Raw genomic sequence first — 20,877 nt, 5'->3', positions numbered from 1 at the left:
TTTCTGCTGGGTTGGGTTGTTTACTTTCCGCCGTGGTATACTTAACTTTTGATGTCGCCTGATACACCGCTTTCGCGAGCAAGCCCGCTCCCACAGGTTCCGCGCCTTAACTGACTGACATTGGGTCCATCGGCCGGGTTTCGTTTATCGCCTGTCGTCGGACAATCTGCAAAAGGGGTGCTATCAAGGAGACCAACGGCGACTACCGATCAGCCGAAAAGCGGTCGCGGCTGTTGGTCAGGTGTAACCACATTGCCGCCCGCGCCGCATCCGGATCCTGGCGTTTGATGGCGTTTAGAATCGCCTCGTGTTCGAGGTTGGCGAGGTGCCCCAGCTTGCTCAAATCCGCCGACCCGCGCTCGGCGGCATTGACGCGGGTCCGGGGGATCATGGCGCTGCCCAGGTGCTGCATGATCTCGGTGAAACACGCGTTGCCGGTGGCTTCGGCGATCAGCAGATGAAAGCGTTTGTCTGCCTCGACGCAACTGTCGTTGTTGGCCAACAGGCTTTGATAGTCATCCAGCGCTTCACGCATCTGCGCCAATTGCTGGTCTGTGCGACGAACCGCTGCCAGCGCCGCAGCCTGGGTTTCCAGGCCCATGCGCAACTCCAGAATACTGCGCACGCCCAGTGCCGTATCGACATTCAGACGCAGCCCCTGATCCGGTGCGCGCTCCAGAACAAAAGTGCCGATGCCGTGACGGGTTTCCACCAACCCCGAAGCCTGCAACTTCGAGATCGCTTCGCGCACCACTGTGCGACTGACGCCATGCTCCTGAACAATCGAGTTCTCCGACGGCAGCTTGTCCCCCGGCACCATCTGACCGAGCAGGATGCTCTGGGTCAGTTTGCTCACCAGATCATGGGCCAGGTTATGGGCACGCTTGCGGGCAGGTGCGTCGATGTCTTCTTGCATGGTGATCATCCGAAAAGCGGGTATCCGGATCGTATCACCGTGCGCGCTTTTCGATGACGGGAATCTCAATAAAACGCCGCCTAACTTGTATGACAACACTCAAATTTCACTGCACAAAAGACGATTTACACCATCGCACCGAAGCGCTCCGCCGCGACAAAGGGAAATTATCGACTGAAGAAATCCGGGGCACAACCCAACAAATACGCCGCACAAACCCATAAAACGAATAAAAAACCTTCCGCCTAGCACCATTTTGTTGAGTGACAGTACTTGTAGAACAAAAAAACCTAGTTGTATGATGTCTATCAACAACGCAACACCCAGCCACACCCCGCATAAAAATAACGAGTGGGAGAAAAAGCAGTGAATACATCCATATCCGGGATGACCGAGGGCGCCGATTCGGTCCTGAAGTCTGCCATCTCGAAAGTGAAACGCCACGTTCTGCCGCTGTTCGTGATCATGTTCATCGTCAACTACATCGACCGTGTGAACATCGGCTTCGTCCGCGCCCACATGGAACATGACCTGGGCATTGGCGCTGCCGCCTACGGCTTCGGCGCCGGTCTGTTCTTCATCGGTTACGCGCTGTTTGAAGTCCCTTCCAACATCCTCCTGCAAAAAGTCGGTGCACGAATCTGGCTGACGCGCATCATGCTGACCTGGGGCCTGGTGGCCGCCTGCATGGCGTTCATCCAGAACGAAACCCACTTCTACATTCTGCGGTTTTTGCTCGGTGTGGCCGAAGCCGGTTTCTTCCCTGGGGTGATTTATTACTTCACCCGCTGGTTGCCTGGCGTCGAACGCGGCAAGGCGATTGCGATCTTCCTCAGTGGCTCGGCCATTGCGTCGCTGATCTCCGGCCCGCTGTCCGGGCTGCTGCTGCAAATCAGTGGTTTGGGCATGCACGGCTGGCAATGGATGTACTTCATTGAAGGGATGTTCTCGGTCGGGCTGTGCGTGTTCGTCTGGTTCTGGCTGGACTCCAAGCCCCACGACGCCAAATGGCTGACCCTTCCTGAGCAGGACGCGCTGGTCAAAGCCATCGATGACGAACAACTGGCCCGCGAAGCCGCGACGCCGATCAAACCGTCGCTGGGCACGCTGCTCAAGGATCGCCAGATCATCCTGTTCTGCGTGATCTACTTCTTCATCCAATTGACCATCTACGCCGCGACCTTCTGGCTGCCGAGCATCATCAAGAAGATGGGCGACCTGAGCGACATCCAGGTCGGGTTGTTCAACTCGATTCCGTGGTTGCTGTCGATCGTCGGCATGTACGCCTTCGCCACACTGTCGGCCAAATGGAAACACCAGCAAGCCTGGGTCGCCGCTGCGCTGCTGATCGCTGCCGCCGGGATGTTCATGTCCACCACGGGCGGGCCGATCTTCGCCTTCGTCGCCATTTGCTTCGCCGCGCTGGGTTTCAAATCGGCATCGTCGCTGTTCTGGCCAATTCCCCAGGCGTACCTGGATGCACGGATTGCTGCGGGTGTGATTGCACTCATCAACTCGGTGGGCAACCTCGGTGGCTTCGTTGCGCCGACCACCTTCGGTCTGCTGGAACAACACACCGGCTCGATTCAGGGCGGGCTGTACGGCCTGGCCGCCACCTCGATCATCGCCGCGATCATCGTTTTCGCCGCGCGCAATAAACCGAAACCTGCACCTGTGGTTGCCCTGGGCAAACCAGCACCTAATCACGCCTGAACATTGGTTGTAAGGACAAAAAAATGACTCCACAAGAAGCCGCAAAAGCCCCGATCATCACCAGCATGCAGGTTGTTCCCGTGGCTGGCCACGATGGCATGCTGCTCAATCTGAGTGGCGCCCACGGCCCGTTTTTCACCCGCAACATCGTGATCCTCAAGGACAACGCCGGTCACACTGGCGTCGGAGAAGTGCCGGGTGGCGAGCGTATTCGTCAGACGCTGGAAGATGCGCGCGCACTGGTGGTCGGCAGCCCGATCGGCACTTACCAGAAGATCCTCAATCAAGTGCGCCAGACCTTTGCCGATCGCGATGCTGGCGGTCGCGGCCTGCAGACCTTCGACCTGCGCATCACCATTCACGCGGTCACTGGCCTTGAAGCCGCCCTGCTCGACTTGCTCGGTCAGCATTTGGACGTACCGGTCGCGGCCCTGCTCGGCGAAGGCCAGCAGCGCGACGAAGTGAAGATGCTCGGTTATCTGTTTTATGTCGGTGATCGCAATGAAACCGATCTGGCCTACCGCAGCGAACCGGACGCCGACAACGACTGGTTCCGAGTGCGTCACGAAAAAGCCATGAGCGCCGGCGCCGTGGTGCGCCTGGCGGAAGCTGCCCACGCCCGTTATGGTTTCAAGGACTTCAAACTCAAGGGCGGCGTGTTGAGTGGCGACGAGGAAATCGAAGCGGTCACCGCCCTCGCCGAACGTTTTCCCGATGCGCGCATCACCCTTGATCCGAATGGCGCCTGGTCGCTCAAAGAAGCGATCCGCCTGTGCCGGGATCAGCATCACGTTCTCGCTTACGCCGAAGACCCGTGCGGTGCGGAAAACGGTTACTCGGGCCGTGAAGTCATGGCCGAATTCCGTCGTGCCACGGGCCTGAAAACCGCGACCAACATGATCGCCACCGACTGGCGGGAAATGGGCCATGCGATCCAGTTGCAGTCAGTAGATATTCCTTTGGCAGACCCGCACTTCTGGACCATGCAAGGCTCGGTTCGAGTCGCGCAGATGTGCCACGAATGGGGCCTGACCTGGGGCTCACATTCCAACAACCACTTCGATATTTCCCTGGCCATGTTCACCCACGTCGCAGCCGCCGCGCCGGGTGAAATCACGGCCATCGACACCCACTGGATCTGGCAGGACGGCCAACGTCTGACCAAAGCGCCGCTGCAAATCGTCGACGGCTGCGTGCAGGTGCCGAAAAAACCTGGCCTGGGGGTTGAGCTGGACATGGATCAACTGGCCAAGGCCCATGAGCTGTACAAAGGCATGGGACTGGGCGCGCGGGATGACAGCGTGGCGATGCAGTTTCTGATCCCGGGGTGGAAATTCGATAACAAGCGACCGTGTCTGGTGCGGTAGGCTTCTGAAAGCGCCGTGATCCCTGTGGGAGCGGGCTTGCTCGCGAAGGCGGTGTGTCAGTCAACATCAATGTTGAATGTGATGACCCCTTCGCGAGCAAGCCCGCTCCCACAGGGTTTTGTATTAATGCGATGCTTGCAGCAGCCAGTCCTTGAACGCGGTCATCGCCGACGTTTCAGGGCGCGACTGCAAGCGGGTCAGCCAGTAGCTGCCCGTGGTGATCCCGATGTCGAACGGTTGCTCGATTGCACCCGCCGCCAGTTGTCGAGAGAACATCAAGGGCGGCGCCAATGCCACTCCCGCTCCTTGCAACGCCGCTTCCATCATCGCCAGCGAGGAATCGAAGACGATGCTCCGGGGCGGTGCGGCATGGGCCGAAAGACCAGTCGCCTGAAACCACTCCGGCCACTCATCCGTGCGATAGGAGCGCAACAACGTTTGCTGCAACAGATCGGCCGGCGTGTGCAATTGCCGCGCAATCTCGGGAACGCAGAGCACCGACAACGGCGCCTCGATCAACCGTACCGCTTCGATCCCATGCCACGCCCCCGCGCCAAAGCGAATGGCGTAATCCAGCCCTTCAGCGGCCACGTCCACCCGGTTATTGTTGGTCGACAGACGCAAATCGATAAACGGATGTTTCGTCTGAAAATCCACCAGCCGCGGTAACAGCCAACCGACCGCAAACGTCCCCACCGCCCCCACTGTCAACACCTCGCGAAAATGCCCGCCCTCGAAACGCTCAAGGGTTTCGGCGATCCGGTCGAAAGAGTCGCGCAACACCGGCAGCAGGGTTTCACCTTCGTTGGTCAGCATCAGGCCTCGGGGCAGGCGCTTGAACAAGGTCACGTTAAGCTGGGCTTCAAGGCTTTTGACCTGATGACTCACCGCCGCCTGCGTGACACACAACTCCACCGCCGCCCGTGTAAAACTCAGATGGCGTGCCGAAGCCTCGAAGGCGCGTAGCGCATTCAGCGGCAGATGAGGTCGAATCATGCCCACTCCCAAAATTTTCTAATGGCTCATCTGAAATATCGTCGTTTGTGGGTATTCGCCAAACTGCATAGATTTGGCTCGCCCAGCAACGGACCGGCTTGAAAAACCGCTCGGAGTGTAGCGGTTAACACCACGAAAAATAATGGAATTGAAACAATGACGAACAAGATAAATGCGGCCAGATTGAAGATTCTCGCGGCTTGCGTGGCGGTATTCGGCGCCAGCCATTGTGTTGCCGCGGCCCGGACGGACCAACCCATCGAGACGATTGTTAACGACGCCGTCCGGCCGGTCATGCAGGCCCAGAGGATTCCCGGCATGGCCGTGGCCATAACGCTCAACGGAAAACAGCATTACTTTAACTACGGCGTGGCGTCGAAAGAAACCGGGCAACCGGTAGCAAACAACACCCTGTTCGAGATCGGTTCGGTGAGCAAAACCTTCACCGCCACCCTTGCCGCCTACGCGCAGGCGACAGGCAAACTGGCCCTGTCGGACAACGCCAGTCAGGTTTTACCGACATTACGTGGCAGCGCATTTGACAGCATCAGCGTGCTGCAACTCGGCACCTACACCGCCGGTGGTTTGCCCCTGCAATTCCCCAGCGATGCAGACCATCAGGACAAAATGCTCGGCTATTTCAAGCAGTGGAAACCGGCCTACGCCGCCGGCACTCATCGCCTGTATTCAAACCCCAGCCTTGGGTTGTTCGGCTATCTGGCGGCGCAAAGCATGGGGGCGCCGTTCGATGAACTGATGGAGAACACCTTGCTGCCCAAACTCGGCCTCAAGCACAGCTACCTCAAGGTGCCGCAGGATCAGATGGCGCTTTATGCCCAGGGTTACAACAAGGACGACAAGCCTGTGCGGGTCGAACCGGGCGCGCTGGATTCCGAAGCCTATGGCGTTAAAACCAGCGCCTCGGACCTGCTTCGCTATGTTGAAGCGAACATGAATCCGGCTTCGCTGGAAAAGCCCTTGCAGCAAGCCATCGCCACCACTCATACCGGTTACTACACCGTTGGCGAGATGACTCAAGGGTTGGGGTGGGAGTTCTACAACTACCCGGCGACGCTCGATACATTGCTGGCGGGCAACTCGTCGCAGATGGCCTTTGAGGCGCATGAAGTCCGGTGGCTGAACCCGCCGCAGCCTCCACGTGACACTGTGCTGATCAACAAAACCGGCTCAACCGGCGGCTTTGGCGCCTACGTCGCCTTTGTCCCGGCGAAGGACATTGGCATCGTGATCCTGGCCAACAAAAACTACCCAAACCCCGAGCGAGTCAAAGTCGCCCACAAAATATTGAGTGCGCTGACCAAATAGCCGAGGGTGACGCGCCGTAGCAGCTGCCGAGCCCACGAGGCTGCGTTCGGCCGCGAAGCGGTCGTCATCCGGTGAATGCCGTTTACCTGAAAGAACGCGGTGACAGACCTTGCGACTGCTTCGCAGCCGAACGCAGCCTCGCGGGCTCAGCAGCTGCTACGGACGTTCGGGGGATAAACGAAAAATGGTCAAGACGCAGATCCTGTGGGAGCGTGGCTTGCCCGCGAAGAACAATGACGCGCAGTACCTGAAAAACCGCAGCGCATTCTTCGCGGGCAAGCCACGCTCCCACAGGATTTTCGTCGCTCAAATGTCTTAACTTACCAGCAGAAATTCAATCATCCGGCATCTCAGGCGGTTTGGCGGGCTTCGCCGGTTTGCCCTTTGCGCCTTTGGCCGGTGCAACCTCAGCCACCGGCGCTGGCACCGGTACTGTCGCTTCCTTTTCGGCGGCTGGCAGCGCGTCGATGGTGCTGAAAATCTCTTTCAGCTCGACCACATCCTTTTCAAGCTTCTTTTCGCCGTCCTTGCCGACCAGGATGATTTTGCTCTTCGCCCCGGCGCCCAATTTCAGCGAGCGGATCAACGCCATTGTCGTTTGCGGGTCGAGGTCTTTTCCGTCGCGTTGCCCCATCGTATTGATCACGGTGTACAGCACCATGTTTCGCTCGGTGAAGCCCTTGCGGCTGGCGGGTTCATCCAGCGATTTTTTCAGGCTGACCCAGGTGGGATCAACCGAACTGGGCGCGATGACAATCAAGGGACGGGCCCTGCCCACGTCTTTAACCAGAGGGGAATCGTCATCGGCGGCGAACAAGGGGCCGACGAAAGCCAGCAAAGTAGCCAGGGTCAAAGACCTGATGAGCATGCGCATCTCCTTTTGATATCCACGCTCTAATGATTGCGCATCGCGGCGAACGTTCCGGGTGAGGCGTATTTATGTTCGCCTTGCCCCAAGCTTAGGTCAGGGCGGTCATTGCGCAACAGCCTGAGCTAATCTCATAGCACAACTCGCACCACCTGATTCGCCGTGAGGATTTTTCCATGAGCGCTCAGCTGAACCACACCATCGTCTGGTGCCGTGACAAACAGGTGTCGGCCCGCTACCTGACCGACCTCCTCGGCCTGCCCGATCCCGAGCCGTTCGGACCAATGCTGGTGGTCAAATTCGATAATGGCGTGTCGCTGGATTTCTACAACAACGACCCGCCGATTGCCTCCCAACACTATGCGTTCCTGATTGGCGACAAAGACTTCGATGCAGCCTTCGCTCGCCTGCAAGCGCGCAAGCAGCCCTGGTGGGCAGATCCTGGCAAACAACGGCCGAATGAGATCAATGATTGCGGCGGTGGCCAGCGGGTGTATTTCGATGACCCGGACGGGCATCTGATGGAGATCTTTACCCGGGAATAGAGACCCGTCATTGGCGTGTCATATACCGAACGGAAAGGTGTCTTCCTCGTGTTCCATGAACTCAGGCTCCGGCAATGGCGAGACCGCGTGGGTTTTTTCGATCCAGACAAAAGCGTCGAACTGCTCTGCCAGTACGGCCTGAAAGTAATGGCTCTGGCGCTCGGTCCTGGGTCGATAGATGACGCCGATGGCGCGCTCAAGTAATGGCTCAGCCAGTACGTCCAGCAATTCCTCGCTCGGTGACGTCCGCCAGTCGAGCAGTGCTGCGGGAATACCGGCCTGGAGAAACAGTTGTTCCCAACTGTCGGCCAATGCCGGGTTCACCTGTTTGACCTGCATCGGCTCGTCCCAGTCGTCGGCGGCGGCGACGGTGCCATGGTCGGTGCCCATGCCGATCAGCACCGCTTGTGAGCCGTAGGCCGTGCGGCACAACTGGCCGATGTTGAATTGCCCCTCCCAGCCCATTTGCGTCGCGGCGGCGTTGCCGATGTGTGAGTTATGCGCCCACACCACCGCTTTGGCGCCTGCCCCGCGATGCACCATCAGGGTTTGCAAGGTGTCGAACATGTGCAGGTCACGCAGGTTCCACGAGGCGGTCGAGCCGCGGTACATGGCGCGGTAATACTGCTCGGCGGCCCGCACCACGCGGGCGTTCTGGGTGGCGCTGAAAAACGCCTCGTCGTCGGCGACCATCGGGTCAAGCCGTTCGCCCAGCAACACATTCAATTGCTCGACCACTGCGTCCTCGCACGTGGCCATGTTGCCCCGCTCAGCGAAATGACCGTACAGCGCCGGGTCGTCATGCCACGGCGTCAGGCAGCTGTAGCGATGGCGGGCCTCTTTTGCCAGCTGCGGATCGGTCTTGTCGAGATAGCCCAGCACTTCGTCGATGGAATGACGCATGCTGTAAACATCCAGCCCCCGAAACTCCACCCGCTGCTCAAGCGCCAAGCCGCGATTATGGTGGTGCAGCCAGCGGGTGAAAGTCTGCACAGCGGTATTGCGCCACATCCAGGTGGGGAATCGGGCGAAGGCCTGTTTTTTCCAGGCAGAGCGGCCCAGGTCGCGGACACATCGGTCGATCTGGCCGGCATCGGGCCAGTCGGCTTCGACCGCGACGATGCCGAAGCCATGCTGCTCGATCAGGCGGCGGGTGATCGCCGCTCGGGTCTGGTAGAAGTCCTGGGTGCCGTGGCTGGCTTCGCCGATCAGCACCACGCTGGCATCGCCAAAGCGGTCGAAGAGTTTGCCGAATTCAGGTGAGTCGAGTGCAGGCAACGGCTCGGCATGACGGCGTAGCACCTCGGCCGCGTTGCCGGGTGGCTCGCCGCGAGGGCGGCTGAATCGTCGTAGAAGATCGTTTACGGGGCTGTTCATGGACGTCATGACCTCATCTGAACGTGGTCATAATTTTGACTACGCCAGTGAGGGCATGATTCCGCTAAATTCAGTGGTGCCGGATCAGAACGCCAGCTTGTAGCCGATCAGCACCAGCATCGTGGCCAGGCATGGACGCAGCAGTTCGTCGGAGATACGCCCGGTCAAATGGCTGCCCAGGTAAATCCCCGGCAGCGAACCGACCAGCAAGTAGCCCAAAATATGCCAATCCATGTTGCCCATGCTCGCATGGCCCAGGCCGGCGACCAGGGTCAGGGGCACCGCGTGAGCGATTTCGGTGCCGACCAGGCGGCGGGTGGGGAGCATCGGGTACAGAATGAACAGCGCTACTGTGCCCAGAGCGCCAGCCCCGATGGAGGTCAGGGCTACCATGGCGCCAAGGACCAATCCGGTGATGACGGTCAGTGCATTCAACCGGGGCCCGCTAGGGTTGTAGTGGCCGCCAGCCCGTTTGTGGGCGAAATCGAGCAAGCGTTTCTTGAAGAAAATGGCCAGCGCCGTGGCGAACAATACGAAGCCCAGGGCTTGTTTGATAACGGCGTTCATCGCATCGGGCGAGGTCTGCAAGCTGCTCAAAAACCACAGCGTCAGCGCCACCGCCGGCACACTGCCGAGGGTCAGCCAACCGGTGATCGCCCAGTCGATGTTCTTGTTCTTGCGATGAACCAGCACACCACTGGATTTGGTAATGGCCGCGTACAGCAAGTCCGTGCCCACCGCCGTCGCCGGGTTGACGCCGAACCACAGCAGAATCGGCGTCATCAACGAACCGCCTCCGACGCCGGTCATGCCGACAATAAAGCCGACCACCAGACCTGCAACGACCAACCCGAAATTACCGAATTCCATTAATACGCCCAGAGAATCGCAGGAGAATAACCGGCTCGCAGCATAGCGATTTTTCTTATAACCAGTTATATCGATGCGGTCTATCGTTATGCCAACTCATTGAGGCGGAACACAGTTTTCCCTCTCCACCAAATCCCCCTTGTGGGAGCGGGCTTGCTCGCGAAGGCGGTGTATCAGCCGACACTCATGGCGACTGACACAACGCCTTCGCGAGCAAGCCCGCTCCCACAGGGGATTTGGGTTCAGCACTCGTTTTACTGCACCGGCAAAAAATTCAGGAACAGCAAACTCTGGGCATAGTTGAGGCCGATCCGCCGGTAGCGTTCGTCGAGCATTTGGGTCAGCAGGTCCAGCCGCGCGACGATTTTGCCGAACTCCACGGCAAAGCTCAGGTTGCTGCCCTCCTCCGAAATTTCGTTGGAAAACAGCAAGGGCTCGCCTTGCTTGTTTTGCCGCTGACTCAAAATCCAGGTGGCTTTTTCGATGTTGCGCGCGGCATTGCTGACGAAGGTCGGGTTGATCGCATCCGTCATGTAGAACTCCAGCCGGTTGCCATGAGCGGTGACCAGCATGCTGCCGATGGCATAGATAAAGGCACCGACCCGGTCGCCGAGAAATTCCGGGCTCATGGCGTAGCTCAGCGCGGCGAGGTCTTTTTTGCCGCCGAGAGTGGGTAGCGGCTCTTGCTGTTCGATGGCCATGCGCACTTGTTTTTCCGCGGTGCCGACATCGAGGAAGCCGGATTTCTTCAGCTCCTGCGGGTTGCGCAGGTAGAGCTTATTCATCAGCAGGTAGAGGCTTTCGAGGTTGTCACGCATCGTCAGGGTCGCCATGCGGTCGACGCTGGTCTGGAGGAATTCCTGGGGTTGGCCGTTGCGAAACTGGCTGACGATATCGTTGCCCGGCTGATGGCTGCAGCCACTGGCGAAGAGCATCGACAGGCCTGTCAGCAGCCAGCAATAACGGCGAATGTGCGGGGTAAAGCGGGGTAAAACTCGAGCCATGGGTTCTTGAACTTGGGCATGGGCCGGCGGTGGGGATCGCCGCGGGCTGGCCAAGGATAGAACCGCGAAAGCCGAAAAAGTGCAGTGCCGGTGGTCCGTAAACGCGAATCACCGTGAAAGCGGCTCCTTATTAGTCATACTTTATAATTGCAACACTGCGTAGATAAGCTATAAATCCTTCCTTGATCGCATTAAAACCCGATCATTAGTATGACTACTTCTTACAAAACAACAAAAAGGAAGGTCAACCATGCTTCAATCTCGATACCTGCTCTCCGGCCTCGGACTGTCCCTGATGATCGCCACCCTCCCCGCTCACGCCGCTGGCTTGTCCAGCGAACAGAAAGCCTTCGGCAAAACCAATGACGGCACGCCCGTCGAGCAATACATCTTGCGCAACAGCCATGGCCTGCAAGCCACGGTCATTACCTACGGCGGGATTCTGCAGTCGCTGAAAGTGCCGGACAAAAACGGCAAACTCGATGATGTGGTGCTGGGCTTCGACGACGTGCAGGGTTACCAAAGCGGCACCGCGTACTTCGGCGCGACCATTGGCCGCTTCGGCAATCGCCTGGCCAACGGTGCCTTCGAGCTGGACGGCAAGCGCTATCAGGTACCACTCAACGACGGCAGCAATTCACTGCACGGCGGGGCGCAGGGTTTTGATAAACGGGTGTGGAAAGCCGAACCGAGCAAAGGCAAGGATTCGGTGGGCGTGACCCTGACGTATCTGTCGGCGGGCGGTGAAATGGGTTTCCCGGGCAACCTGAAAACCGAAGTCACCTACAGCCTCACCGAGAGCAATGAGCTGCGCATCGAGTACAAGGCCAGCACCGACCAACCCACCGTGCTGAACCTGACCAACCACAGTTACTTCAATCTGGCCGGCGCGGGCAACGGCGACGTACTGAAGCAACTTGCGACTTTGCATGCAGCCCGTTACACGCCGGTCACCGGCAAACTGATCCCCACCGGTGAACTGGCCCTAGTCGCCGGCACACCCATGGACTTCACCCAACCGACCGCCATCGGTCAACACATCAAGGCTGATCACCCGCAACTGAAATTCGCCGAACCGAAACAAGGCGGTTTCGATTTCAACTGGGTGCTGGACGCCAAGGGTGATCTGGGCAAACTCGCTGCCGATGTCAGCGATCCGCAATCCGGCCGCCGGTTGCAGCTCTACACTACCGAGCCCGGCGTGCAGTTCTATACCAGCAACTTCCTTGATGGCACGGTCAAGGGTAAGGCTGGCAAGGTTTATCCGCATTGGGGGGCGTTTACTCTGGAGACTCAGCATTATCCGGATTCGCCGAACCAGCCGAACTTCCCGTCCACACGGCTGGATCCGGGCAAGCGCTATACCCAGACTACGGTGTACAAGTTTTCTACCCTGTAGGTTAGAAGATCAAAAGATCGCAGCCTTCGGCAGCGCCTACAGAGGCTGCGATCTTTCGAGATCGCCACGGAACCACCGGGCCATTTTGCTGCCAACTGAAGTATCGATCGGACTTTCGAAAGGAGGATGCATGCGTATTCTTGAGCTGGCCGGCAGCCAAGTGCCGGTCATCGGCCAAGGAACCTGGCGCATGGGAGAGGAACGCTCCCGACACACAAAGGAAGTTGCAGCGTTGCGCTTGGGCATCGAATTGGGCATGACCCTGATCGACACCGCTGAAATGTACGCTGAAGGAGGCGCTGAAGAGGTGGTGGGTGAAGCCATCGCAGGCCTTCGCGACCAGGTTTTTCTGGTCAGCAAGGTCTATCCCTTCAACGCCAGCCGCAAAGGCATTCCCCAGGCCTGCGAGCGCAGCCTGCGGCGGTTGAATACCGATTACATCGATCTCTACCTGTTGCACTGGCGCGGCGACTATCCCCTTGCGGAAACCGTCGAAGCCTTCGAACGCCTGCGCGAAGATGGCAAGATCGGCCATTGGGGTGTGTCCAATTTCGACCTGGACGACCTGGAAGAACTGGCCTCACCGGCCTGCGCCACCAATCAGGTGCTGTATAACCTGGAAGAGCGCGGCATCGAATTTGATTTGCTCCCCTGGAGCCAACACCAACGGATGCCGGTGATGGCCTATTGTCCGATCGGCCAGGGCGGGCACATGCTGGCCAATTCGACGCTCAAGCACGTTGCCGCCCGTCACGAGGCGACACCTGCGCAGGTAGCGCTGGCATGGATTCTGCGTCAGAACGGCGTGATCGCCATCCCCAAAGCGGTCCGCCCCGAGCATGTGCAGCTCAATGCACAAGCGGCGCAGTTGCGGCTTGAAGTCGGGGATCTGGAGGCGCTGGACCAAGCGTTTCGCGCGCCACAACGTAAGCAGCGGTTGGCCATGGTCTGAGCCATCGCGGTTTGTCAGAGGGCATCGGCATGAGAAGTACCGATCAGCTCGACGCTTTCAATTTGCCACGCTTCGTTCAGGCGCAAGACCCTGTGTTCGAGTGGGTGCAGGAAGAGCTGCGCGCCGGCCAGAAGCGCCGGCACTGGATGTGGTTTATCTTTCCGCAGTTTTCCGGGTTGGGCGACAGCGAGATGTCCCGCTACTTTGCCATTCGCTCCAGTGAAGAAGCCACGGCGTACCTGAAGCATCCGTTACTGGGGCCACGCTTGCGCATGTGCACGCAACTGGTTCTGGACATTCCTCAAAGCTCGATCGCCAAGATTTTCGGCCATCCCGACAACCTCAAATTTCACTCATCGATGACACTGTTCGCCCAGGTTTCGCCCAAAGGCAGCCTGTTCCATCAGGCGCTGGATCAATATTTTCACGGCATACCGGATGACTGGACGTTGTCGCTGCTGGACTCAAAACAAGCCCAACTGCCCCCCAATCAGCGTTGAGAAATCGTCATCCACGAACGGCAGGATTGCATCCGCCACCGGCTGCAGCTGCCGAGTGACGTAATGGTCGTAGTCGATGGGCGCGCTGCGGATTTCCAGCGGCTCGGGGCCGGCGACGGTGATGACATAACTGATCCAGCCGCCGTTCTGATATTGCCGCGGGCGTCCCTGCTGGTCGTTGTAGTCGTCGGCGATTCGCGCGGCCCGCACGTGGGGCGGCACGTTACGTTGATAGTCGTCGAGGGTACGGCGCAGGCGTTTGCGATAGATCAGGCGCTCGTCGAACTCACCGGCCAACGTCTTGCGCACGTAGTCACGCACGTAATCCTGATAGGGCTTGCGATTGAAGATGCGCAGGTACAACTCCTGCTGGAATTGCCGGGCCAGCGGCGACCAGTCGGTGCGCACGGTTTCCAGGCCCTTGTAGACCATTTCATCGGTGCCATCGGCGCGGGTAACCAATCCGGCATAGCGCTTCTTGCTGCCCTCCTCGGCGCCGCGAATGGTCGGCATCAGAAAGCGCTTGTAGTGGGTTTCGAACTGCAGTTCCAGGGCACTTTCCAGCCCGTATTCCTGTTTCACATGCTCGCGCCACCACTGGTTGACGTGGTCCACCAGCGCATGACCGATCTGTGCGGCTTCTGCCTGACCGTGGGCACGGCGCAGCCAGACAAAGGTCGAGTCGGTGTCGCCGTAGATCACCGCGTGGCCTTGGGCTTCGATCAACTGGCGGGTGCGCAGCATGATCTCGTGACCGCGCAAGGTGATGGACGAAGCCAGCCGTGTATCGAAGAAGCGGCAACCGCTGGAACCCAGCACGCCGTAGAAGGCATTCATGATGATCTTCAAGGCCTGGGACAACGGCGCATTGTGTTCGCGCTTGGCGGTTTCGCGACCTTCGGCGACCCGGGCGACAATGGCCGGCAGGCAATGCCGGGTTCTAGAAAAACGTGCACCGCGAAAGCCCGGCACCGACTCGCTGTCGTCGGGATGCTTGAGCCCTTCGATCAAGCCCACCGGGTCGATCAGGAAGGTGCGGATGATCGACGGATAGAGGCTTTTGTAGTCGAGCACCAGTACCGATTCGTACAGCCCGGGTTGCGAGTCCATGACAAAACCGCCGGGGCTGGCCTCCGGTGGTTTGCCGCCGAGGTTCGGTGCGACGAAACCCTGACGGTGCATCAACGGCATATACAGGTGAGTGAACGCCGCCACCGAGCCACCGCTGCGGTCCGCCGGCAAACCGGTGACGCTGGCGCGCTCGAGCAGGAAGGTCAGCAATTCGGTCTTGGCGAAGATCCGCGTCACCAGTTCGCAGTCCTTGAGGTTGTACTTCGCCAGGGCCGGTTTGTCCTCGGCGAACATGCGATTGATTTCGTCCATGCGCTGGTACGGATTGTCGATTGACTTGCCCTCGCCCAGCAGGGTTTGTGCGACGTTTTCCAGGCTGAACGAGGGGAAGCTCCAGGTCGCCGAACGCAGCGATTCGATGCCATCGATGATCAATCGGCCGGCAGCCGAAGCGAAGTAATGGTTGCCACTGCCGTGTTCGCGCCACTGCATTTCTTCGTCGCCACGCCCCAGCTTCAGCGGCACCGCCAAGCGCCGAGCATGTTCGTGAAGTACGCGCAGATCGAACTGCACGACGTTCCAGCCAATGATGGCGTCGGGATCGTGGCGGGCGAACCATTCATTGAGCTTTTTCAGCAGCAGCGTTCGCGAGTCGCAGTATTCGAGCTGGAAATCCACCCCACTGTCATCGCCATTGGGCGGCCCGAGCATGTACACCTGCCGCTCGCCGCAGCCTTCCAGGGCAATGGAATACAACTCGCCCTGAGCGGTGGTTTCGATGTCCAGCGAGACCAGTCTGAGCTTCGGTCGGTAGCCGGGGTCGGGTTTCATTTGCGCGTCGAGCAGCAGACCTTCCGCGCCGGGCGTGCCGCCGAACAAAACGGGAGCGGTGATGAAACGCTCCATCATGTAGCGTTCCGGCGGGCGGATATCGGCTTCGAATACATCGACGCTTGATCTGCGCAGCGCGGTTTCCAGGCGCATCAACTGACCGTGCTGCTGGCAATACAGGCCAAGCACCGGACGATGTTCGAAGTCCAGAAGGGCCAAGGGCTTCAGCTCGACGTTTTTCTCACCGCGCAGCAGCGCTTCGGCTTGCTCACGCTGGGCTGCGGGAATGAACGCTACCGACGGTTGATGCGGCAGGCGGATGCGTCGGGGACCGGCATCGGTCGCCAGCCAGAACTCGACTTCCGTGCCGGCCGGGGTATCGCGCCAATGCCGGGTCAGGACGAAGCCCTGCTGTAAATCCACCACTGCAACCTCAACGATCTGATTCAAGGGGTAATTCTACGCGTGATCGACGGTGTGGTGAGGGGGATTGCCCTAACGCCAGTAAAACCTGTAGGAGCGAGCGGTGCGGCGATCCGACTTGCCCGCGAAGAATGCACCGCGTTTTTTCAGGTATTACGCGTCATCGTTCTTCGCGGGCAAGCCTCGCTCCTACTGGATTTTCGTGGGGCTTTTACAAAGAAAAATCGCTGAATGACGCTTTTTGCGCGGTATCTGCCGCTTTCTGCCTTGCTCTGTGAGCGCGTCTCTACGATTCTTCAAGAACAACGACAACACCCGAGAATCCGCCATGAAAACCGTCGCCCAACTGCTCAAGTTAAAGGCCCAACAGAATCAGCAAGTCCACTCAATTGCACCGCATCAAATGGTGCTGGAAGCGCTGATGGTGATGGCCGCAAAAAACGTCGGCGCGTTACCGGTGCTGAAAGAGGGAAAGGTCGTCGGCATCATCAGCGAGCGTGACTATGCGCGCAAACTGGTGCTCAAGGGGCGCTCCTCTGTCGGCACGCCGGTCAGCGACATCATGGTGTCGCCGGTGATCACCGTGGACACCCATCAAACCGTCGAAACCTGCATGGGCATCATGTCCGAAAAGCGCCTGCGGCACTTGCCGGTGGTGGAAAACGGCGAGTTGATCGGCTTGCTGTCCATCGGCGACCTGGTCAAGGAAGCCATTGCCGAACAGGCTGAACTGATTCGCCAGTTGGAGCAGTACATTCGCGGCGAGTGATTCCAGCACACCGCAAATCCCCTTGTGGGAGCGGGCTTGCTCGCGAAAGCGGTATGTCAGTCAACAGTTATGGTGACTGATACACCGCTTTCGCGAGCAAGCCCGCTCCCACATTTTGATTGGCGGTGTTCTTACGGCCAATGCCGCGCGAAAACCGGGGCCAATGCAGGGTGCCGGTCGAAGCGTTCGAGCCAGGCGGAAAACCCCGGCCGCGCAACGCGCAAGTGCTCTCGGGTACCCGCCCAACGCGTTACCACCGCCGCCAGAATATCCAGCGCGCCCGGCGCTCCCTCGCCCAGGTACAACTTGCCGGCGAACTGATCGGCAAACACCTCCCAACTCCAGTGCAGGCGCTGGCGGGCACCGGCCATAAGGTTTTCCCTGGATGATTCGTCTGCCTCGGCCAGCCAGCGCTCGGGGTAGTCGATGATACCGATGGCGGCATAGCAATTGCTGACGATGTACACCAGGCCCCGAATAACCTGATCACGCTTGAGCGGGTTTTCCGGCAGCAGGTTCGACTCCGGGAACGTCAGGCCCAGGTGAATCAGGATGGCCGCACTCTCGGTCAGAACACCGCCATCGGGCAATTGCAGAGTGGGAATTTGCTTGAGCGGGTTGAGTTTCTCCAATGCCTGAACCGTCTCCGGGGACGAAAAGACATCGATGAAGCGATAAGGCACCTCGCACAGCTCCAACGCCGCTTCGATGGCGGCCGCACCCGAGTTCTGATGTCCGTAAAGCTGATACATGACTAAATCTCCTCTGCGACTCTCTCTTTGTAGCAGCTGCTGAAGATTGCGTTCGAATTGTCAGTCAAGCGTTGGTTTTTTGACCATTTTCGGTCCAGTCACATCCCCGCACGCTTCATGCAACGTTGATAACGCTCATCGACTCGCTTGGCGAACCACGCCGTGGTGAGTTTGCGGGTGATTTTCGGGCTTTGCAGCATAATCCCCGGCAATACCGCACGGGGTAATGGCCGGCCTTCGGCCTGTTCGGCCAAGGCGAAGACCCGCCGATAAAGCTTGGTGTCCTCGAACTCGAGGGCTTTCCCCTCCTCCAATTGATCCCGAATGGTCATGTTGCGCATGTCCAATTGCTTGCCGAGGGTGCGCACCGCCAATTCCGTAGCGCCAGGCATGATCGAACCGTAGCGCACCAGATCGCCATCCAGCGCCAGCGGGATGCCGGTCGCGCGGCTTACCGCGTTCTGAAACGCCGCATTGCGGCTGGCGTACCAACCGGCGTTGAAATCGGCGAAGCGATACAGCGGCTGCTCGTAGCTCACCGGATAACCGAGCAAATGGGCAATACCGAAATACAGACCACCGCGACGCGTGAACACTTCACGGCGAATCGAGCCGTCCACCGGGTAGGGATAAGCCCGCGCCTGCTGCTCCGCAAAATCGATGCTGACCTGCATCGGCCCGCCGGTGTGCACCGGGTTGAAACCATCAAACAGCGTCCGCCCCATTGGCACCATGCCGATGAAATCATCGAAAATCGCGCTGAGTTCTCTTTCACTGCGCGCGGCATTCAGCCGGTCGCTGTAACTTTTGCCATTGGGTGAACTGACCTGCAAGGCACCGCTCACCAACAGGCCGGGGATGTGAGCCTTGGCGGCGCGACGGTCGATCTCGTCCCGGGCGATCTTGCCCAGGCCCGGCACCCGCGGATCAGCCTGAAACGTCGATTCCTGCTCAGTGACCGCGAGTACCGAACACAGGTTTTGCGTAGTCGGCGAAATGTTCTGGGCAGCAAATGCCGCGTAGATATCCGTGGCCCAGCCTTGGCGATCGACCGTCTTGGCCGGCAACAGGCGCATGATCTCTGCCTTGACCTCGGCGGGCTTGCGGGCCGGCGGTTCCTGCGTGCGTTGGCTACCGCAACCGGCCAGAACCAACAGTGCCGCGACGCTCATGATCAATCGATTGACTTGCATGGTGCTCCATCAAAATCCGTTGAGCCGGGTTAACCATACGATCAATGGCATGGCGCAGGCTATGACTGTGGCAGTCGCGGACTGTTCCCCCTTAGCGCTGTAGCAGCTGTCGAGCTTGCGAGGCTGCGTTCGGCTGCGTTCGGCTGCGCAGCAGTCGTAAAACCAGAGATTGCGGTGCGTCAGGCAGACCGCGTCAATCGGATTCACGACTGCTTCGCAGCCGAACGCAGCCTCGCAAGCTCGACAGCTGCTACACGCGTGGTTTTCCGTTGGGCAGCCGGGAGGCCAGTGCATTCGGGCTGAACCATACTTGATCCACATACTGCGGAGGACAGGCTCATGAACCGTAGCGACGTGCTGATCATCGGCGCCGGCCCGACCGGGCTGGTACTGGCGCTGTGGTTGAGCAAACTGGGGATTCGGGTACGGATTATCGACAAGACGTCGACACCCGGCACCACTTCACGTGCACTGGCGGTACAGGCGCGAACGCTTGAACTGTATAGCCAGCTCGACCTCAGCGACGCCGTTGTGCAAAACGGCCATAAAGTGGCCGCAGCGAATTTCTGGGTCAAGGGCGAACCTGTCGCACGCCTGCCGCTGAGCACCATCGGCGAGGGTCTGACGCCCTACGCGTTTCTGGAAATCTATCCGCAAGACGAGCACGAACGCCTGCTGATCGAACGCCTGGAGGCCTTCGGTATTACAGTGGAGCGCGATACCGAACTGCAAAGCTTCGAGGAAACCGGCGACGGCATCACCGCCCGGCTGCGCTTGCCCGATGGCCAGCAGGAAACCTGTCAGGCCTGTTACCTCGCAGGCTGCGATGGCGCCCGGTCGATTGTGCGCAAGACGCTGGACACCGGTTTTCCGGGCGGCACCTACCAGCAGATTTTTTACGTGGCGGACGTGCAAGCTCGCGGCCCCACATTCAACGGTGAACTGCATGTGGATCTCGACGAAGCCGACTTCCTCGCCGTTTTTCCCTTGTCCGACGAAGGTCGCGCCCGACTGATCGGCACGGTTCGCGACGAACGCGCCGACCGTGCCGAAACCCTCCAGTTTGAAGACGTCAGCCGCCGGGCCATCGAGAATTTAAAGCTGAAGATCAATCAGGTGAACTGGTTCTCGACTTACCGCGTGCATCACCGGGTTGCGGACCACTTTCGCACCGGGCGCGCGTTTCTGTTGGGTGACGCCGCCCATGTCCACAGCCCGGCGGGTGGCCAGGGTATGAACACCGGGATTGGCGATGCGATCAATCTGGCCTGGAAACTCGCAACGGTCTTAAGCGGTGGCGCCACGACCAAACTGCTCGACAGTTATGAAACCGAACGCATCGCCTTTGCCCGGCGACTAGTGGCCACCACCGACCGGGTCTTCAGTTTCGTTACGGCCGATGGGCCAATTGCCGACTTGGTGCGTATTCGCGTGGCACCCTTTTTGATCCCGAAAATGATCTCGTTTGAGGCTGCCCGGGAATTCCTGTTTCGCACGGTGTCGCAGACCACCCTCAACTATCGCGGCATGCCGTTGAGCGAAGGCGTTGCTGGCCATGTTCACGGCGGTGATCGCCTGCCTTGGGCCCACGACGGTGAAGGGGACAATTTCGAGTCGCTGAAAAATCCGACCTGGCAGGTGCATGTGTATGGCGATACCAGCGACGAGATGATCGCCTGGTGCACCGAGCATCACCTGCCGTTGCAGGTGTTCGACTGGCGGCCGGCGTTTGAAGCGGCGGGACTCACACGCAACGGGTTTTACCTGTTGCGGCCGGATACCTATGTAGCGATTGCCGACTACAGCGCCGATCCGAAGGTGATCGAGCGGTATTTCCGGGATCACGGGATTCGGCCGTTCTTCGGCTGACCCCAAGAACGACGAAGATCAAATGTGGGAGCGGGGGGGGGGGGGGGGGGGGGGGGGGGGGGGCGGCGGGGTGACAAAAAAAAAAACAAAAAAAATATCCGGCCAGCCACACACAAAAAAACATTTTTTTTAGGAA

The 20,877-nt window shown here is 59.2% G+C and carries 19 protein-coding genes; 10 read left to right on the top strand and 9 right to left on the bottom strand.

Going from position 1 to position 20,877, the window contains the following annotated elements; translation table 11 throughout:
* Positions 1-202: 202 nt before the first annotated feature.
* Complete coding sequence (locus ACIPLA_RS11275; RefSeq protein WP_218399092.1) at positions 203-916, bottom strand: FadR/GntR family transcriptional regulator; 714 nt, start codon at positions 914-916, stop codon at positions 203-205.
* Positions 917-1,282: 366 nt separating this feature from the next.
* Here ACIPLA_RS11275 and ACIPLA_RS11270 point away from each other — a divergent pair, with 366 nt between their 5' ends.
* Positions 1,283-2,629 carry an MFS transporter gene (locus ACIPLA_RS11270; protein ID WP_063340954.1) on the top strand — a complete coding sequence of 449 codons (1,347 nt, stop codon included), beginning with the start codon at positions 1,283-1,285 and terminating at the stop codon, positions 2,627-2,629.
* Between the two features lie 23 nt (positions 2,630-2,652).
* Positions 2,653-3,996, top strand: a complete 1,344-nt coding sequence (gene gudD / locus ACIPLA_RS11265; protein ID WP_192343287.1) for a glucarate dehydratase — start codon at positions 2,653-2,655, stop codon at positions 3,994-3,996.
* 123 nt (positions 3,997-4,119) lie between these two features.
* On the opposite strand, the gene ACIPLA_RS11260 is transcribed toward gudD, so the two are convergent.
* Positions 4,120-4,992 (bottom strand): LysR family transcriptional regulator, encoded by an 873-nt coding sequence (locus ACIPLA_RS11260; RefSeq protein ID WP_401173164.1) that lies wholly within the window; start codon positions 4,990-4,992, stop codon positions 4,120-4,122.
* 156 nt (positions 4,993-5,148) lie between these two features.
* On the opposite strand from ACIPLA_RS11260, the gene ampC reads away from it, so the two are divergent.
* The gene (gene ampC, locus ACIPLA_RS11255; protein WP_401173163.1) at positions 5,149-6,318 is read left to right on the top strand and encodes a class C beta-lactamase; all 1,170 of its coding nucleotides are present in this window, start codon (positions 5,149-5,151) and stop codon (positions 6,316-6,318) included.
* A 184-nt stretch (positions 6,319-6,502) separates the two neighbouring features.
* A complete protein-coding gene (locus ACIPLA_RS11250; protein WP_259698699.1) occupies positions 6,503-6,637 on the top strand; it encodes a hypothetical protein in 135 nt (44 codons plus the stop codon).
* Positions 6,638-6,652: 15 nt separating this feature from the next.
* Here ACIPLA_RS11250 and ACIPLA_RS11245 read toward each other — a convergent pair whose 3' ends face one another.
* A complete protein-coding gene (locus ACIPLA_RS11245; protein WP_192343285.1) occupies positions 6,653-7,186 on the bottom strand; it encodes a DUF4174 domain-containing protein in 534 nt (177 codons plus the stop codon).
* Between the two features lie 176 nt (positions 7,187-7,362).
* Here ACIPLA_RS11245 and ACIPLA_RS11240 point away from each other — a divergent pair, with 176 nt between their 5' ends.
* On the top strand, positions 7,363-7,731 hold the full coding sequence (locus tag ACIPLA_RS11240) for a VOC family protein (RefSeq protein ID WP_218399088.1): 369 nt from the start codon (positions 7,363-7,365) through the stop codon (positions 7,729-7,731).
* A gap of 18 nt (positions 7,732-7,749) precedes the next feature.
* Here ACIPLA_RS11240 and ACIPLA_RS11235 read toward each other — a convergent pair whose 3' ends face one another.
* The 3 genes from ACIPLA_RS11235 to ACIPLA_RS11225 form a co-directional block, all read right to left on the bottom strand.
* Entirely contained in the window at positions 7,750-9,108 is a 1,359-nt protein-coding gene (locus ACIPLA_RS11235; RefSeq protein ID WP_218399087.1) for an erythromycin esterase family protein, read from the bottom strand.
* 84 nt (positions 9,109-9,192) lie between these two features.
* Positions 9,193-9,978, bottom strand: a complete 786-nt coding sequence (locus ACIPLA_RS11230; protein ID WP_401173162.1) for a sulfite exporter TauE/SafE family protein — start codon at positions 9,976-9,978, stop codon at positions 9,193-9,195.
* 254 nt (positions 9,979-10,232) lie between these two features.
* Complete coding sequence (locus ACIPLA_RS11225; protein ID WP_401173161.1) at positions 10,233-10,982, bottom strand: hypothetical protein; 750 nt, start codon at positions 10,980-10,982, stop codon at positions 10,233-10,235.
* A 250-nt stretch (positions 10,983-11,232) separates the two neighbouring features.
* Here ACIPLA_RS11225 and ACIPLA_RS11220 point away from each other — a divergent pair, with 250 nt between their 5' ends.
* The 3 genes from ACIPLA_RS11220 (at position 11,233) to ACIPLA_RS11210 (ending at position 13,833) form a co-directional block, all read left to right on the top strand.
* Complete coding sequence (locus ACIPLA_RS11220; RefSeq protein ID WP_401173160.1) at positions 11,233-12,381, top strand: aldose epimerase family protein; 1,149 nt, start codon at positions 11,233-11,235, stop codon at positions 12,379-12,381.
* A gap of 130 nt (positions 12,382-12,511) precedes the next feature.
* On the top strand, positions 12,512-13,333 hold the full coding sequence (locus ACIPLA_RS11215) for an aldo/keto reductase (protein ID WP_218399084.1): 822 nt from the start codon (positions 12,512-12,514) through the stop codon (positions 13,331-13,333).
* Between the two features lie 29 nt (positions 13,334-13,362).
* Positions 13,363-13,833, top strand: coding sequence for a DUF1810 domain-containing protein (locus ACIPLA_RS11210; protein WP_008071147.1), 471 nt, complete (start codon positions 13,363-13,365; stop codon positions 13,831-13,833).
* Here the strand turns inward: ACIPLA_RS11210 and ACIPLA_RS11205 are convergent.
* Complete coding sequence (locus ACIPLA_RS11205) at positions 13,798-16,158, bottom strand: DNA polymerase II (protein ID WP_401173239.1); 2,361 nt, start codon at positions 16,156-16,158, stop codon at positions 13,798-13,800. The genes ACIPLA_RS11210 and ACIPLA_RS11205 overlap by 36 nt on opposite strands.
* Positions 16,159-16,486: 328 nt before the next feature.
* Between ACIPLA_RS11205 and ACIPLA_RS11200 the strand changes: the two genes are divergently transcribed.
* On the top strand, positions 16,487-16,927 hold the full coding sequence (locus tag ACIPLA_RS11200; protein WP_063340970.1) for a CBS domain-containing protein: 441 nt from the start codon (positions 16,487-16,489) through the stop codon (positions 16,925-16,927).
* Positions 16,928-17,058: 131 nt separating this feature from the next.
* Here ACIPLA_RS11200 and ACIPLA_RS11195 read toward each other — a convergent pair whose 3' ends face one another.
* Positions 17,059-17,679 (bottom strand): glutathione S-transferase N-terminal domain-containing protein, encoded by a 621-nt coding sequence (locus tag ACIPLA_RS11195; RefSeq protein WP_218399083.1) that lies wholly within the window; start codon positions 17,677-17,679, stop codon positions 17,059-17,061.
* A gap of 98 nt (positions 17,680-17,777) precedes the next feature.
* Complete coding sequence (locus ACIPLA_RS11190; RefSeq protein WP_401173159.1) at positions 17,778-18,872, bottom strand: DUF1615 domain-containing protein; 1,095 nt, start codon at positions 18,870-18,872, stop codon at positions 17,778-17,780.
* A gap of 339 nt (positions 18,873-19,211) precedes the next feature.
* Here ACIPLA_RS11190 and ACIPLA_RS11185 point away from each other — a divergent pair, with 339 nt between their 5' ends.
* Complete coding sequence (locus ACIPLA_RS11185) at positions 19,212-20,741, top strand: FAD-dependent oxidoreductase (RefSeq protein ID WP_401173158.1); 1,530 nt, start codon at positions 19,212-19,214, stop codon at positions 20,739-20,741.
* The last annotated feature ends 136 nt before the right edge of the window (positions 20,742-20,877 follow it).

Source organism: Pseudomonas sp. NPDC086112 (assembly GCF_044746425.1).
GTDB lineage: Bacteria > Pseudomonadota > Gammaproteobacteria > Pseudomonadales > Pseudomonadaceae > Aquipseudomonas.
The sequence above is the reverse complement of the archived record's forward strand: the minus strand, read 5'-3'. Positions and strand labels throughout refer to the sequence as shown.

What these genes read in the sequence shown, in the direction of transcription:
- ACIPLA_RS11200 (WP_063340970.1), top strand. Translation starts at nt 16,487, where the DNA reads ATGAAAACCGTCGCCCAACTGCTCAAGTTAAAGGCCCAACAGAATCAG.
- ampC (WP_401173163.1), top strand. Translation starts at nt 5,149, where the DNA reads ATGACGAACAAGATAAATGCGGCCAGATTGAAGATTCTCGCGGCTTGC.
- ACIPLA_RS11210 (WP_008071147.1), top strand. Translation starts at nt 13,363, where the DNA reads ATGAGAAGTACCGATCAGCTCGACGCTTTCAATTTGCCACGCTTCGTT.
- ACIPLA_RS11215 (WP_218399084.1), top strand. Translation starts at nt 12,512, where the DNA reads ATGCGTATTCTTGAGCTGGCCGGCAGCCAAGTGCCGGTCATCGGCCAA.
- ACIPLA_RS11225 (WP_401173161.1), bottom strand. Translation starts at nt 10,982, where the DNA reads ATGGCTCGAGTTTTACCCCGCTTTACCCCGCACATTCGCCGTTATTGC.
- ACIPLA_RS11195 (WP_218399083.1), bottom strand. Translation starts at nt 17,679, where the DNA reads ATGTATCAGCTTTACGGACATCAGAACTCGGGTGCGGCCGCCATCGAA.
- ACIPLA_RS11275 (WP_218399092.1), bottom strand. Translation starts at nt 916, where the DNA reads ATGCAAGAAGACATCGACGCACCTGCCCGCAAGCGTGCCCATAACCTG.
- ACIPLA_RS11250 (WP_259698699.1), top strand. Translation starts at nt 6,503, where the DNA reads ATGGTCAAGACGCAGATCCTGTGGGAGCGTGGCTTGCCCGCGAAGAAC.
- ACIPLA_RS11235 (WP_218399087.1), bottom strand. Translation starts at nt 9,108, where the DNA reads ATGAACAGCCCCGTAAACGATCTTCTACGACGATTCAGCCGCCCTCGC.
- ACIPLA_RS11260 (WP_401173164.1), bottom strand. Translation starts at nt 4,992, where the DNA reads ATGATTCGACCTCATCTGCCGCTGAATGCGCTACGCGCCTTCGAGGCT.
- gudD (WP_192343287.1), top strand. Translation starts at nt 2,653, where the DNA reads ATGACTCCACAAGAAGCCGCAAAAGCCCCGATCATCACCAGCATGCAG.
- ACIPLA_RS11245 (WP_192343285.1), bottom strand. Translation starts at nt 7,186, where the DNA reads ATGCTCATCAGGTCTTTGACCCTGGCTACTTTGCTGGCTTTCGTCGGC.
- ACIPLA_RS11230 (WP_401173162.1), bottom strand. Translation starts at nt 9,978, where the DNA reads ATGGAATTCGGTAATTTCGGGTTGGTCGTTGCAGGTCTGGTGGTCGGC.
- ACIPLA_RS11185 (WP_401173158.1), top strand. Translation starts at nt 19,212, where the DNA reads ATGAACCGTAGCGACGTGCTGATCATCGGCGCCGGCCCGACCGGGCTG.
- ACIPLA_RS11240 (WP_218399088.1), top strand. Translation starts at nt 7,363, where the DNA reads ATGAGCGCTCAGCTGAACCACACCATCGTCTGGTGCCGTGACAAACAG.
- ACIPLA_RS11190 (WP_401173159.1), bottom strand. Translation starts at nt 18,872, where the DNA reads ATGCAAGTCAATCGATTGATCATGAGCGTCGCGGCACTGTTGGTTCTG.
- ACIPLA_RS11220 (WP_401173160.1), top strand. Translation starts at nt 11,233, where the DNA reads ATGCTTCAATCTCGATACCTGCTCTCCGGCCTCGGACTGTCCCTGATG.